The organism is Virgibacillus salinus, assembly GCF_900102415.1.
GTDB classification, from domain to species: Bacteria; Bacillota; Bacilli; order Bacillales; family Amphibacillaceae; genus Lentibacillus; species Lentibacillus subterraneus.
In genome coordinates this window covers 197,441-212,405 of sequence record NZ_FNKD01000002.1, presented here as the reverse complement: position 1 = coordinate 212,405, position 14,965 = coordinate 197,441, and the positions used below count along the sequence as shown (strand labels likewise).

The 14,965-nt window shown below is 37.3% G+C and carries 16 protein-coding genes; 2 read left to right on the top strand and 14 right to left on the bottom strand.

Annotation, left to right across the window (positions count from 1 at the left end; genetic code table 11):
* Nucleotides 1-3: 3 nt before the first annotated feature.
* Nucleotides 4-306, bottom strand: coding sequence for a post-transcriptional regulator (locus BLS02_RS07830; RefSeq protein ID WP_092492455.1), 303 nt, complete (start codon nt 304-306; stop codon nt 4-6).
* Nucleotides 307-428: 122 nt separating this feature from the next.
* Here BLS02_RS07830 and spoVB point away from each other — a divergent pair, with 122 nt between their 5' ends.
* Complete coding sequence (gene spoVB, locus BLS02_RS07825) at nt 429-1,982, top strand: stage V sporulation protein B (RefSeq protein ID WP_092492454.1); 1,554 nt, start codon at nt 429-431, stop codon at nt 1,980-1,982.
* A gap of 325 nt (nt 1,983-2,307) precedes the next feature.
* Here spoVB and BLS02_RS07820 read toward each other — a convergent pair whose 3' ends face one another.
* Entirely contained in the window at nt 2,308-3,609 is a 1,302-nt protein-coding gene (locus BLS02_RS07820; protein WP_092492453.1) for an ArsB/NhaD family transporter, read from the bottom strand.
* Nucleotides 3,610-3,748: 139 nt separating this feature from the next.
* Here BLS02_RS07820 and BLS02_RS07815 point away from each other — a divergent pair, with 139 nt between their 5' ends.
* Nucleotides 3,749-4,132 (top strand): TIGR04086 family membrane protein, encoded by a 384-nt coding sequence (locus tag BLS02_RS07815; RefSeq protein WP_092492452.1) that lies wholly within the window; start codon nt 3,749-3,751, stop codon nt 4,130-4,132.
* Nucleotides 4,133-4,219: 87 nt separating this feature from the next.
* Here BLS02_RS07815 and yajC read toward each other — a convergent pair whose 3' ends face one another.
* From yajC to pheA, 12 genes are all read right to left on the bottom strand, one after another.
* Nucleotides 4,220-4,483 carry a preprotein translocase subunit YajC gene (yajC, locus tag BLS02_RS07810; RefSeq protein WP_092492451.1) on the bottom strand — a complete coding sequence of 88 codons (264 nt, stop codon included), beginning with the start codon at nt 4,481-4,483 and terminating at the stop codon, nt 4,220-4,222.
* An 18-nt stretch (nt 4,484-4,501) separates the two neighbouring features.
* Nucleotides 4,502-5,641, bottom strand: coding sequence for a tRNA guanosine(34) transglycosylase Tgt (gene tgt / locus BLS02_RS07805; RefSeq protein ID WP_092492450.1), 1,140 nt, complete (start codon nt 5,639-5,641; stop codon nt 4,502-4,504).
* Nucleotides 5,642-5,656: 15 nt separating this feature from the next.
* Nucleotides 5,657-6,685, bottom strand: coding sequence for a tRNA preQ1(34) S-adenosylmethionine ribosyltransferase-isomerase QueA (gene queA / locus BLS02_RS07800; RefSeq protein WP_092492449.1), 1,029 nt, complete (start codon nt 6,683-6,685; stop codon nt 5,657-5,659).
* A gap of 19 nt (nt 6,686-6,704) precedes the next feature.
* Entirely contained in the window at nt 6,705-6,905 is a 201-nt protein-coding gene (locus BLS02_RS07795) for a DUF2905 domain-containing protein (protein WP_175559462.1), read from the bottom strand.
* The gene (ruvB, locus tag BLS02_RS07790) at nt 6,902-7,903 is read right to left on the bottom strand and encodes a Holliday junction branch migration DNA helicase RuvB (protein ID WP_092492448.1); all 1,002 of its coding nucleotides are present in this window, start codon (nt 7,901-7,903) and stop codon (nt 6,902-6,904) included. The genes BLS02_RS07795 and ruvB overlap by 4 nt, the downstream gene beginning before the upstream one ends.
* 15 nt (nt 7,904-7,918) lie before the next feature.
* Nucleotides 7,919-8,524, bottom strand: coding sequence for a Holliday junction branch migration protein RuvA (gene ruvA / locus BLS02_RS07785; protein ID WP_092492447.1), 606 nt, complete (start codon nt 8,522-8,524; stop codon nt 7,919-7,921).
* A gap of 102 nt (nt 8,525-8,626) precedes the next feature.
* On the bottom strand, nt 8,627-9,358 hold the full coding sequence (locus BLS02_RS07780) for a YebC/PmpR family DNA-binding transcriptional regulator (RefSeq protein ID WP_092492446.1): 732 nt from the start codon (nt 9,356-9,358) through the stop codon (nt 8,627-8,629).
* 645 nt (nt 9,359-10,003) lie between these two features.
* Complete coding sequence (locus BLS02_RS07775) at nt 10,004-10,552, bottom strand: YhcN/YlaJ family sporulation lipoprotein (RefSeq protein WP_092492445.1); 549 nt, start codon at nt 10,550-10,552, stop codon at nt 10,004-10,006.
* A 68-nt stretch (nt 10,553-10,620) separates the two neighbouring features.
* The gene (nadE, locus tag BLS02_RS07770; protein WP_092492444.1) at nt 10,621-11,364 is read right to left on the bottom strand and encodes an NAD(+) synthase; all 744 of its coding nucleotides are present in this window, start codon (nt 11,362-11,364) and stop codon (nt 10,621-10,623) included.
* 34 nt (nt 11,365-11,398) lie between these two features.
* Nucleotides 11,399-12,334 carry a protein kinase family protein gene (locus tag BLS02_RS07765; RefSeq protein WP_092492443.1) on the bottom strand — a complete coding sequence of 312 codons (936 nt, stop codon included), beginning with the start codon at nt 12,332-12,334 and terminating at the stop codon, nt 11,399-11,401.
* Nucleotides 12,335-12,353: 19 nt separating this feature from the next.
* Nucleotides 12,354-13,460 (bottom strand): SafA/ExsA family spore coat assembly protein, encoded by a 1,107-nt coding sequence (gene safA / locus BLS02_RS19395; RefSeq protein ID WP_092492442.1) that lies wholly within the window; start codon nt 13,458-13,460, stop codon nt 12,354-12,356.
* 626 nt (nt 13,461-14,086) lie between these two features.
* On the bottom strand, nt 14,087-14,938 hold the full coding sequence (gene pheA / locus BLS02_RS07755) for a prephenate dehydratase (protein ID WP_092492441.1): 852 nt from the start codon (nt 14,936-14,938) through the stop codon (nt 14,087-14,089).
* Between the last annotated feature and the right edge of the window lie 27 nt (nt 14,939-14,965).

Here is a 14,965-nt window from a genome sequence, read left to right as displayed (position 1 = left end):
AATCTATTCAGACTCTTCCAAATTTCCTTTGGTTAGAGCATTTATTGAAGCCATTAAATCATTATCCTGGTATGCATTAACGGTTAAGTAACTCATGTAAATGTTTGATGAAAGATGGAGAATATCCTGAGTCACCTCAAATAAACGTTTCGGTGGATTGCCTTTCCATACCTTTTCTTCTAAACATTTCCATATATTTTCATTTGATGCCTGTGCATAACCCATTAACTTGAATTCGTTTACTTTACTCTCTAAAGCTAACAATACATCAGGTTTCCACTCTCTGACATTTTTTATAACTTCCAAGTGATTCCCCTCCCTCTAGACAATCCAATCTATATAATAATGCTTGTCATGCTTGGCCCACTTCTTTGCATATATATCATTGTATATGAAAATTTATTTTTTGAGAAGGTAGGTCGGCAATATTGACCAAACAAACATTTTTACAAGGTACACTAATTTTAATAATAGCAGGTATGATCACACGTTTATTAGGCTTCATCAACCGACTGGTTATAGCTAGATTTATGGGCGAAGAAGGTGTTGGTCTTTATATGATGGCTCTACCAACTCTTTTCCTTGTGATTACATTAACACAGCTCGGCCTTCCTGTCGCAATTTCCAAACGGGTATCAGAAGCCGAAGCCAGAAATGATACACATAAAATTAAAAAAATTCTTGTCGTATCATTACTCGTAACAGGTATATCAAGTGTCATTTTTACAATTGGCATGATCGCTGCCGCACCATTTATTGCCACAACCTTACTTACTGATGAACGTACAATGTACCCACTAATTGCGATAAGTCCAATCGTTCCTATTATAGCAATTTCTTCAGTACTAAAAGGCTACTTCCAAGGCCGGCAAAATATGAAACCACAAAGTTATGCATTAGTAATTGAACAAATCGTCCGGATTACGTGTGTGGCATTCTTCATTAAATTATTACTACCATTTGGAGTCGAATTTGCTGCAGCTGGAGCAATGTTCAGTGTAATTCTTGGTGAACTTGCATCACTGTTATTTATGATTCACTTATTTAAACGAAAGAAAATAGTAAGTATTCGGCACCGCTTTTTTAAATACGTAAAATCAAGTAAAAACACATTAGTAGAACTATTTTCAATTGCGTTACCAAGCACAGGCAGTCGGTTAATTGGGTCCTTTTCTTACTTCCTTGAACCAATAATCGTAGCGCAAAGCTTACTTATCGCTGGAGTATCAAGTTCCATGGCAACAAAACAGTATGGCGAGCTAACCGGGTATGTATTACCATTACTATTTTTACCAACATTTATTACACAATCCCTGTCCATCGCTTTAGTCCCATCAATTTCAGAAGCTGAAGCAACTAACAACAAGAAACTAATTCATTACCGAATTCATCAGTCTATCAGGATTTCATTTGCATCAGGTGCGATAGCAACCATTGTCCTTTCGTTGTTTGCCGTGCCAATACTAACGTATATGTACGGAACAGGAAATGCTAGCAGATTTCTAGTATTAATGGCACCTTTTTTTATTTTACTCTATATTCAAGCTCCATTACAAGCGGCATTACAAGCGTTAGATTTAGCAAAACCTGCAATGTGGAATAGTTTATTCGGTGCTGCATGTAAGTTTATTGTACTATTTCTATTGGCATCCAATGCTGAATTTGGAATCATGGGAGTTGCAATTGCAATGTCCGTTGGCGTGGTTCTAGTAACATTATTGCATCTGGGCAGTCTGTATAAACAAATAGGCTTTTCGATACCTTTTAAAGATTTAATGAAGATGGGTTTATTATTATCACTAACATATATGGCTGGGAACTTCTTTAAGGGTATCTATTCCGGATTTGATTCAAATCCTTTCCTATTTATCATAGTCATCCTATTTTTAACGATAGTATACATTGCACTGCTCTTCATTTTAAAATTCATTACAAAAGAAGAGTTAAGACAAATACCAATTCTCCAGAAATGGGTACATTAAAAAATTCTTGCTTTCTCCAAACAATAAACCTAAACAAGTAGTTGATATATATTGAGACATAATGTGGAAAAAAATTTGAATGCTATGCCACCGCTCCGGAAATAGACTTCGCGACTTATAGGGCAAGGCTTCCATTTTCTGCGGGATCTTCAGCTGTTGCTACGACGGACAGGACGATCTAGTACCGGCATTGGTCACAGGACGTGACCGCTTTTAGCTGGTGCCTACTGGGGTCTCCGTGTATATCCTACGCTGGATTTCGCTTACTATTTCAGAAAATAACAAAACAAAAACAACATAACGCTTTTCTTAAGCGTTATGTTGCTTATAGTCCTTGTGACATATACGGAATTAGATAGCGAACGTAAACATAAATAGTTGATATAATAAGCGAAAACAGTACAAATGGTATTCCATACAACATAAATCGAATAAATGGTATCTTTTGATTTGAACCCTCAGCTAATCCTGCAACCACGACATTTGCAGAGGCCCCAACCAATGTTGCATTTCCTCCTAAACATGCTCCTAATGCTAATGACCACCATATGGGATCCAAATAAACCATTCCATAACTCTCAAATTCTTCTATTACTGGAATCATTGCTGCAACAAATGGTATGTTATCGACGATTCCTGAAAATAGTCCCGAAATCCATAGTATAAGTATAGCAGTTTTTGAAAAATCACCTTCTGTTGAACGAACAATCGCTCTGGCCATTTCATCAATAATCCCAACTTCTTCAAGCCCACCTACTAAGGTAAATAATCCAATGAAAAAAAACAATGTAACCCATTCAACTTTTGCAAAGATATGCTCTGTTTCAATTTCTTTCTCTGTTAACAGCAAAAGTAGTATCGCTCCACTTAGCGCTATTATCGTCAGTTCAATATGCAAAATTGAATGAAGCATAAAGCCTGATAATGTAAGAACTAACACAAAAACAGATTGATATAACATAGGTGATTTTACCAGAAATGATGATGCATCCATTGCCATTAATTCGTGTATGTTCGTTTTCTGAGCAGTTAATGTGCCTCTGAACAACAGCACCATTAATGCCAGCATTATTATAAAAATAATTATAGCCAGTGGTGCCAGATGATTAACGAACGATAGAAAGGTAAGATGGTCAACAGCTTGTCCAATCATTATGTTTGGTGGATCACCTATAAGTGTGGCAGTACCTCCAATATTAGAACTAAAAATAATAATTAGCAGATATGGAAATGCAGGAAGACTTAATTGTTTCGTAACTTTAAGAATAATTGGTACAAATATCAAGACCGTTGTAACATTATCAAGTAACGCTGATCCAATAGCAGTCAATATACTTACTCCAATAAACAATGGAATAGGTGAACCACGAACTCTCTGTGCAAATCGAATAGCAATAAAGGAAAAAAGCCCTGTCTTTTCCGTTATCGATATAAGTAGCATCATGGAGAATAATAAAGCAATAGTATTCCAATCAATATAGTGCATGAACATTTCATTGGCACTATAAACCCCAGTTAACAACAATAAGGCCCCGCCAGAAAGTGCAACAACAGCGCGATTTATTTTCTCAGTCATAATAAAAATGTAACTAATTATAAAAATAACAGTTGCTAATATTACTTCCATGCAGCATCCTCTTTCATGATAAAAATAATCTCTTCTTACAAATATATGCTGAGATATGCAAAATATTTTCAGTCTATTTTTTATTTACCTGAATAGAATGAAAGTACATGGACAAACAATGGAAAGGGGGATTAGCATCATGCAAAAACAGCAATTTACTGCCCTGATGTATGGTTGGATTATAATTCTCGGTTTAATTCTTTTAACTAGTATTATTCTGGCCTTCTTACTTCGATTTACAACAATGGAAGAAACCACTTTATCATGGCTAACATTAGCAATAGGTTTAATTTGCTTATTTATAGGAGGGCTTGTTGCAGGAGTCAAGAGTAAGCAAAAAGGTTGGATCATCGGCTCTATGACGGGGATCGGATTTACATTTTTTACTTTCCTAGTACAGTACCTTGGTTATCAGCAGGCTTTTTCGATAGAACAGTCACTCCATCATATTGGGTTTATCTTAGCAGCAATTATAGGTGGAGTCATCGGAGTTAATTTTGTAGCAACAGAAAATAATAATTAAATCATATAGAAAAGAAGCTAGTACACAATGTACCAGCTTCTTTTGTTTCCTTTATGTATAATCATAAAGTATTAGTGCTTTTATTTATTATTGGTTGCTTTTTACTTCGCGGATGGCTGTACGATCATACGTAAGTTTAACACCATCACCGGATTGAATAATAACAGTGCTCTCGTCAATTGCATGAACAACACCATGAAAGCCGCCGATTGTTATTACTTCATCTCCTTTTTGAAGATCAGACTGCATTTGTTTAACCTGCTTTTGTTTTTTCTGTTGCGGACGAATAAGCAAGAAATAAAAAATAACAAACATTAGAATAATCGGTGCTAGAGATATTAGCATATCCATTAATAATTCCCTCCTTTCCTAAAAGTTTTTTGCATTCGGTTGGTTAAGACCATATTGTTCAAAGAATGCTTCTTTAAAATCGCCAAGTCGATCATCATTAATAGCTGCTCGTACTTGTTCCATTAATTTTAACAGAAAAAAGAGATTATGGTAAGTAGTAAGTCTGAATCCAAATGTTTCATTACATTTGACTAAGTGTCGGATATAAGCACGGGAGTAATTTTTGCATACATGACAATCACAATTCTCATCAATTGGACTAAAGTCTCGTGCATATTTCGCATTTCTGACGACTAGTCTGCCATTGGATGTCATGCATGTACCATTGCGGGCAATACGTGTCGGTAGTACACAATCAAACATATCAATTCCTCTAATAGCTCCATCAATTAACGAGTCAGGTGATCCTACCCCCATTAAATACCGCGGCTTATTGCTCGGCAATAATGGTGTAGTAAATTCCAGAACACGATTCATAACATCCTTTGGTTCACCAACAGAAAGACCCCCTATTGCATATCCAGGAAAATCCATTGACGTTAAATCAGCTGCACTTTGTTTACGCAACTCTTCATACTCTCCGCCTTGGATAATTCCAAATAAACCTTGGTCAGAGGGGCGCTGGTGAGAATTCAAACAGCGTTCAGCCCAGCGTGACGTTCGTTCCACAGAAGCTTTCATATAATTATGTGTTGCAGGGTATGGCGGACATTCATCAAATGCCATCATAATATCTGAGCCCAATGCATTCTGAATCTCCATTGCCTTTTCTGGTGATAGAAAAAGCTTCTCTCCACTCAAATGACTCCGAAAATGCACGCCTTCCTCTTTAATGTCACGCATTTTACTTAAGCTAAAAACCTGAAATCCGCCAGAATCGGTTAATATTGCTCCATCCCAATTCATGAATTTATGAAGACCACCAGCTTCTCTAATAATGTCCTCACCAGGTCTTAGCCAAAGATGGTATGTATTAGATAGAATAATATTTGCATTCATTTGCTGGAGTTCTTCTGGACTCATGGTTTTAACTGTAGCCAATGTGCCAACAGGCATAAATGTGGGTGTGTCAAATGAGCCGTGTGGCGTGTGTACTTTCCCAAGTCTTGCACCTGTCTGTTTACAAGTTTTAATGTGTTCATACGTAATTGCTGTCATTATATTCGTTCCTTTTTATAAGATTAACATCGCATCACCAAAACTGAAAAATCGATACTTTTCTTTAACAGCTTCATTATATGCATTTAAAATACTCTCCCGATCAGCGAGTGCACTTACTAACATAATCAATGTTGATTTAGGCAAATGAAAATTGGTGATTAGCCCGTCAATTGCTTGAAATTGATATGGAGGATAAATAAATATATCAGTCCAACCACTCGATTCTGCAAATTGTCCATTATTATCTCTGGCAATAGTTTCTAGTGTTCTTGTAGAAGTGGTACCAACTGAAATAATTCTTCCACCTGCTTGTTTAACTTGTGATAATGTATTAGCAGTCTCTTTGGTCATATGATAAAATTCAGCATGCATCGTGTGGTCATCAATATTATCTACACTGACCGGGCGAAATGTGCCCAACCCGACATGTAACGTAATAAATGCAATAGTTACACCCATGCTCTTTAACTCATCCAATAGTGAATTTGTAAAGTGTAATCCGGCAGTAGGGGCGGCTGCTGACCCTTCTTCTTTTGCATATACAGTTTGATAGCGTTCCTTTTCAGATAGTTGTTTCTTTATATATGGAGGCAATGGCATTTCACCTAACTCATCAAGAACTTCGTAAAAAATGCCTTCATATGAAAAATCAAAAATTCGGCCGCCATGAGCCTTAAGCGCCGTGCATGTTGCACGAATTTTACCTTCACCGAATACGAGCGTTGTCCCTACTTTAACTTTCTTGGCTGGTTTTGCCAGTACTTCCCATTCATCCTCATCTTGCTGGTGAAGAAGCAGTACTTCTATTTTAGCACTTGTATCTTCTTTTACGCCATACAGCCTTGCTGGTAAAACTCTCGTATTGTTTAATACAAGACAATCACCCTTTTTAAGGTACTGCTTAATATCCGTAAAATACTTGTGTGCAACTTCCTTCGTGTCTCGATTTAATACTAATAAACGAGATGAAGCACGCTCCTTTAGTGGTGTTTGAGCAATTAATTCTTCTGGTAATTCAAAATCAAAATCCTCTATGTTCATGATGCTCTCCTTACTATATTTACCGAAATTTACCCAGGATATAAAACACAAGTGTCAAAATAATACTTACAACAATGGAAGTCATGATTGGAAAGTGAAATGAAAAATTTCCTTTTTTAAAACTAATATCACCAGGAAGCCTGCCAATAAATGTCCAAATCAAACCAATCACTACAAATATAATACCTAGGAGTATAAATAATTTCCCTGCGTTCATCATGTATCGTTCCCTGATATTCCAAAATGTTGGTAAGCTTTCGGGGTTACTAGCCTACCCCTTGGTGTACGCTGGATAAACCCAATTTGTAATAAATATGGCTCATATACATCTTCAATCGTTTGAGACTCTTCTCCAACTGTTGCTGCAATCGTATCCAAACCAACTGGTCCACCTTGAAAACCATCTATAATACCTTTTAACAGCTTGTGATCAATATGATCTAATCCAGCATCATCTACCTGCAGCATTTCCAGTGCAAGGTCAGTGGTTTTTAAACTGATTTCTTTTTCACCCTTCACTTGAGAGATATCACGAATTCGCTTTAGTAAACGGTTGGCAATTCGTGGGGTTCCTCTTGATCTCCGCGCAATTTCACCGGCTGCTTCTTTGGTAATTGTCGTTTCAAATATATCTGCAGTCCGTTCTACAATTGAACATAGATCTTTAGCTTCGTAAAATTCCAGCCGGCTAAGTACACCAAATCTATCTCGTAATGGGGCTGACAGTAAACCGGCGCGTGTTGTTGCACCAACAAGCGTGAATGGAGGTAAATCGATCCGAACTGATCTCGCGCTGGGACCTGTACCAATTACAATATCAAGGAAAAAGTCCTCCATTGCAGGGTACAGCACTTCTTCAACAGCCCGTGGAAGCCGATGCACCTCATCGATAAACAGTACATCACCTGGTTCAAGTGATGACAGAATAGCTGCCAAATCCCCGGCTCGTTCAATCGCAGGACCAGAAGTAGATCGGAACTGTACACCCATTTCATTCGCAATAATTGCTGCCAGTGTTGTCTTGCCAAGACCTGGTGGTCCATATAACAGTACATGATCAAGTGGTTCTTCACGCATTCTTGCTGCCTGAATAAAAATACTTAAGTTCTCTTTAACTTTTTGTTGACCGATATACTGATTTAGATTTACAGGGCGGAGACTAAGCTCAACAGTAGAATCCTCATTTTGTAATTCACCTGTGACCATTCGCTCATCCATATTATCCCCCCCTTGTTAATTTTTCATTAGTAATGCAAGTGCTTTTCGAATAATCTCATCCGTATTACTATTATTTTCTGATTGCAGCTGTGGAACGACTGCTTTAATTTCACGTTCTGTGTAGCCTAACGATTTCAAAGCCTCCTGAGCTTCACTTATACTATCACTTGTCTTCGGGTTACTTGTATCTACTATTTCCTGTTCACCGGAAACAGAAACCATAGAGGTTAGCTTACCTTTTAAGTCTAGAATAATTTGTCTGGCTGTTTTTTTACCTACCCCAGGAAAACTTGTCAAAAATTTATCATCTTCTCGCTCAATAGCTTCAACAAAACCTGTTACGTCAACACTTCCTAAAACTGCTAACGCACCTTTTGGCCCAATTCCTGAGACGGAAATAAGCTTTGTGAACAGATATTTTTCATCTTCATTTTTAAAGCCATATAGTACCTGTGTATCTTCCCGCACATAATGGTACGTATTTATTGTTATCTCATTATTTAATTCAGACTGAAATAAAAAAGGATTAGCACAAACAATTTCATACCCAACTCCTTGTACATCCACAATTACTGCATCTTCCTGAATAGTTGATAATGTCCCCTTTATGTATGCAATCATCCGACCTTCTCCTTTACATTCCTGCACCTATTCTAACATAACTATACACATAAGGAATAAAAACTCCCATTCTCATATCGCAAGAATAGAAGTTTTGTTGCCTTATTCTGACTCCTCTAAATTGTGGTGGATATCTTGAACATCTTCATTGTCTTCAAGCATCTCAATCAGATTCAGCATATTTTTCTCATCATCTTCAGAAGGAGAACTATATGTTTGTGGAATGAAGGTGATCTCTGAACTCTCCAATGGATAACCACTTTCACGTAAATATTCACACACTGCATTAAAATCCTCTGGTGCTGTAATTATTTCATATGCGCCCTCTTCTATGACTATATCTTCTGCACCTGCTTCAATGGCCCCCAGTGTGATTTCTTCTTCATCAATTGCTCCGTCCTCATTTGTAATAACAATATATCCTTTTCGGTCAAACATAAAGGATACACTTCCATTTTCGCCTAGGTTTCCATTATTCTTCTTAAAGGCATGCCTAATTTCAGCAGCAGTTCTATTTTTATTATCTGTTAAAATATTGACAATAACAGCAACACCACCTGGACCATAGCCTTCGTAAGTTAATTCCTCAAAGCTAGCACCATCCAGTGCTCCTGTTGCTTTCTTAATTGCTCGATCAATATTTTCGTTCGGCATGTTATCAGCCTTAGCCTTGTCAACTGCTAATCTAAGGGAGGCATTCATTTCCGGATCTCCTCCACCTTGCTTGGCTGACGTATAGATTTCTTTAGCATGGTGCATAAATACTTTTCCTTTTTTTGCATCTTGTGCATTCTTTCTCTTTTGAATATTCTTCCATTTAGAATGACCAGCCATAGGACATTCTCCTCTCTGTATATTTCCCTTTTTAACTATACCAAAAATAGCTGAATCATTAAAGTGATGGTTCTACTACTACAATCGAATCCCAGATAAAAAAAGTGTCATTTAAAACTTAAAAATATTTTCTAAAACAACACCACCTAAACAGGATGAGAAACGATACTAATAAAAAGATAAGTAAAGAACAAAAGAGCAAGGGCATGTTCAGCGCCGTATGGTATGTTCGCAGCGCTGCAGGTGGGTCGAAGCCGGCCGGATTAGTCGATCTTCCTTTCCCCTAAGATTAGATAAACCAGGCTTATCGCCAATGATGGGGAAAGTCAAAGTGAATCTTATGCTTGGAAAGCGAAAAGGATATACGAAGAGTGTAAGTTGTCCCACAGGACGTGGAAGAGTTCGACGTTGCCACACGATGTGGTAATGTTAATCGAACATCCTTTATATCTTATCGTAGAGAAGGAAGTTTACTAGGCGTTAGCCGGTGAGAACGCCACGTCCTGTGGTGTCCGGGCACTAGTACTTCTGTCAGTATGCCGGATCTGGACGTGGCTGATTCCGAAGTCCATCTATCCTCAGCACTTAAATTTTTTTTTAGTTCCAGTTTCTTAAAGAATAAAAAGCCTTTGCATCGCAAAGACTTTAATCCCTCGTAGTATTAAAAAATTCATTGAGAAACTCATTCATATCACCATTTAGTTGGTCCAGCTTTGCATCCTTATTTCGCATACGATCCCAGTAAATGTCATCTGTATATACTTCAACTTCTCGGTTTGGTACCATTTCATGAACCTCTTGTTTTAGGATTTTTCTCATGTTTGGAGGTGAACTAGGGCTTATTATCACTCCAACAATTGCTTTATCATCAGTTACAGCAACTTGGGCTTGAATAACTTCCCTTCGTTCTTTTAATTTCTTACTTATTAAAATGGAAGTTTGATTGGTATATAAATCACTTTGACCGCTAGCGTCACCATCGTTCATCTCAGTTTGCTCGCTTTGAGGATACCCGCCTTTTTCACCAAGATTTGGTTCTTTATTACCAGTTCGTTCTTTTTGTTCTTCTTTCGTTTCGTAATTAATCGGCTGTGAATTCATATTTTCAGTGTTATCTTGCTTTCCTTCCTCTGTTCCACATCCAACCAAAGCAAAAATAATGACTGAAATTATTGTTAGAATTTTTATCGACATAAAAAAACCTCCCTTACCATTAGATTGTATAAGAGAGATTTTTTTAAACAGTTAAATAAAGGGAATTATCATTTCGATAAATTGAATTGTTTTACAGGATTTCGCTTATGTGCAGTACGACTATGCATTCTTTCAATAACCTCTTTATCTTTTTCCGGAATTTCCTCACCTTTTAAATAGGCATCAATTTTATCATAAGTTGTACCCATCTCAGCTTCATCTGTTTGTCCTTCCCAAAGTCCTGCACTTGGATCCTTATGAACAATTTCATCTGGAACGCCTAAATAACTAGCCATTTCTCTTACTTCTTGTTTCGTAAATTCTACAATTGGTAAAATATCTACTCCGCCATCGCCATATTTTGTGAAATAGCCCGTGTACCACTCTGCTGCATTGTCTGTTCCGACAACCAGGTAATTGTAATTAGTTGCAACAGTATATAACGAACTCATGCGTAATCTTGCTCTAAGATTAGCTCCTGCCAGCTGATCATTTTTCTCTTTGAATTCATTTTTTTGTTTTAGTTGTTTCTTAATATTTTCATACATTACATGATGTGTTTCTGTAAGATCTATAGTAAGTTCATGTATCCTGGAGCTTTCAATTACTTTTTTTGCGTGAACCATATCGTTTGGATTGCTATCCAAAGGCATCATAACACCTAGGGAATTTTCAGGAAATGCTCGCTGAATCAAGTGTGCTACAACCGCAGAATCAAGACCACCACTTACACCTACCATCAATCCGTTTACCCCAGCTTCTTTTACGCGTTCCTGCAACCATTGCACAATCTCATCTACTACTTTTTCCATAATGTTTCCGCTCCCTTATCTAAATTAACGATTTCTATATTGATTTTAGCATTAATTTAGCACTATTTAAAAATGATTGCCTTTTCAACCAGTCCGCTTCCATTTTGGATAAATAATTATGAATTGAATTATTTGAGGTATTATACAAAAAGTGTATCCATTCCCTTAGTACGTCACTTGGTATCAATATAGCTAATAACCATGCCTTTAAATATCTCTCCTCAACCATATTGTAAGAAAGCAATCTATTTAGGTTCCAGTTTATATACGGTAAAAAGCGCTGTCCCAGCTGAATATAATCGTATAATTGTGGTGCACATAAAAGAAGATCAAAGTCGATTATAAATATTCTTTTTTGATTACGAATAAAATTATGAGAAGCGACATCTCCATGTACCCAATTGCCATTTATTTTAGCTTTTTGCTCCAACCTGTTCCACGGAATTTCAGAAACAATCTGCAACTGTTTTTCTGTCGTTTGTACTATATCCTCAAACAATGATTTAAAATGATAATCCTCAAAAATATAATATGTCTTTTTAAATGTTTGTAATCTTTTATACCAACGAAGGTAAAATATATCTTTTTTTAAACGATTTAACACATTAATTCCTGAAGCTTGCCCGTGAAATTTCTTTAACGTTTCCAGACTTTCTATTCTATCTTTGTCAACTAGATAATTTAATTTTTTTCCACGAATATAAGGAGATATTGTCCAATAGTATGATTTGTCATAAATAAATTTCTTCTGATTTGGAAAGTGTTCAAACGGGATTATATCAGGAGATTTTATCTGTTCAAAAAAACTCCATTGTTGTTCCATTCGTGTTTTATTACGATGCTTTTTTAAAATAAAGGATTTGTCATTAAAAGTTTTTATATAAAAAACATTACGATTGATACTATTCATGTCTCGTGTATCAAGCATTCCATTTTTATATAAAAAAGAAGAGAGACGATCATAATTCATCTCGTCTCCTTGAATAAAGCTACTCACCTTTCGAATCGTCCTCATCTTCATCTTCGCGGAAATCAAACATTGAATTATCATCAAAACCTGGTGGTGATGGATATGGCATATTATTATTAGCGGCATTTGCGAAATGTGGGTATGATTGTGGTGGCATATTTGGTGAATGAAATCCTTGCTGTGCTCCCATTGTCTGCGGTGGAACCTGTGCATTAAATGGACTGAAATTATTCAACTGAGGGCTCTGTGTTGGTTTCACAGGCATCTCCATACTAGGCGAAGACTCAATTGATTCCATCATGTTTCCATAATGGTACGGATTATTATTCATCGGCATTTGGCTCTGACCTGCGTACTGATTTGGGTACTGCATCGGCATTTGGCTCTGACCTGCGTACTGATTTGGGTACTGCATCGGCATTTGGCTCTGACCTGCGTACTGATTTGGGTACTGCATTGGCATTTGACTCTGACCTGCGTACTGGTTTGGGTACTGCATTGGCATTTGACTCAGATCTGGGTATTGATTTGGGTGCTGATTAGGCATTGGGCTCACCATTGGTTGTGATCCGCCGCATCCACAATCTTTCTTCCCCATTGCATTTGGAACAGCGTGGTGCATCGGAGGTGGAGGGCAGAAACAATAGATTGGAATCATTGGCTGTTGCATAGGCATTTGTTGCATCTTTTCTGGCTCTTCCTCTTGAATTGGATATTGAGGCATCTCAGGCAAGTTTATAGTGGTATAGTTATTCATTTCTTGTTCCATCATTGGCATTTGCATCATAGGTTGCATAGGCATTTTTGGTTGCATTTTCGGCTGCATAGGCGTTTTCGGTTGTAAGCTTTTTGGCTTTTTCTCATCATCTTCTTTAACTACTGGTATAGGCTTTGGAGAGGTGTCTTTGTACGGTTGCTGTGTGGTCGGCTTTTGAGTTTCTTTCATCTGCATTGTTTCCTTCTTAACTGGCTTTGATGTACTGGGTATTTTAATTTTCATGCCAGGCATTATCATATCCGGGCTAGATAATTGCGGGTTTAACTGTTTTACTTGTTCGAAATCTACTCCATAATTTTTAGCTATCTCCCATAATGTATCGCCCTTTTGTACAATGTGAATTTTCAAATCAAACCATACTCCTTTCGTTTCAATTTAAAACTAGGCAAATCACTCATTAACAACATATGCAAAGAAATTGTAAAAGTTGAAATAATTTTTTTACAAGACTTGGTTATTACCAGGGTGTAATAGCAAAAGTCTTAGTTACACTTATACTGGTTACCAAAAATTTCACTTTCCTATCCGCAAAAAATTAAGGCTTTTCTAAAAGATTATTGCTTTGTAAATAAAATCAATACCTAGTTGATATAAACTGCGAAGTACTTTTCAAAAAGTTTGAGTGCTATTATGCCGCTCCGGAAATACACTTCGCTGTTGACTGGAGTAGGAATCGCTATAGAATAAATGTGTGACAGCTACACTAGTCCGGGTGAGCGGAGGGCGGTGACTCCTGCGGGAATAGCACGTGTCCGAAGACCCCGCAGAGTGGTTTTCTCGAGGAGGCTGAGGCCGTGCCCTAAGGTGCGCATCCGCCCGTAGCGACCCCGGACAGCGGGACGAGAGTTTATAGAGATTATTCTAGCAGTTAGTTCGCAGTTTATATCAACTATGACGATTAAAAAGCAACAAAACTTACGAAAGAGCCAAAAATCAAAAACCGTTCACCCTATTTAAAAGGTAAACGGCTAATTTTAGATATTCATTTGGTAAACGGGATAAGTACCTAAGACTGTTACCTTGCATCCCAGTGCCTCCAATTCAGCCTGAACACTTGGAAAAAGTACACCATCGTATGGTTGATTGACATCTACTATAAAAAAATAATTTCCTAACCCAGTTTTCATGGGTCTTGACTCTATTTTTGACAGATTCATTTTACGCCAAGCAAACGCAGAAAGCACCTGATGAAGTGCACCAGCATAATCACTCGGCAACGTTATTAATAAGCTGGTCTTTTCAGCTTGTTTATCGTGTTTTATCTTAACAATGTCTTCATTTTTTGCCAACACTGCAAATCTTGTATGGTTATTTGGGTAATCATGAATATTTTCCTGATAAATCCTTAACCCGTATTCTTCGGCTGCCAGCTTATTGCCAATAGCAGCAATATTCTTGTCACTTTTGCTAACTACCTCAGCTGCCTTTCCAGTAGAAGACGTAAAATTTATTGCTGCATCAGGCATATATTTATGAATAAATTGATGACACTGTGCAATTGCATGACTATGCGAATGAATTTCTTCCAAGTTTGATAAATCACCTGAGAAAATTGAGTCTACAAGTAAATGCTGTTGTATTGGTACAACGATTTCAGCAATAATTGGTAACCTCACTTGATGTACAAGATAATCAACTGTTAACTGTACTGTTCCCTCAATTGCATTTTCAAGTGGAACTACACCAATATCAATTCGATTTTCTTCAACAGCATCTATACATTCCGGAATCGTATCGAAGCTGTGTTTGTCTTCCCCGTTAAATGCAGTATCTACAGCTAATTTTGTGAATGTGCCACGTGGCCCTAAATAACCTATTTTCACCATATCCTAGTCCCCCTTATCGCAAATACC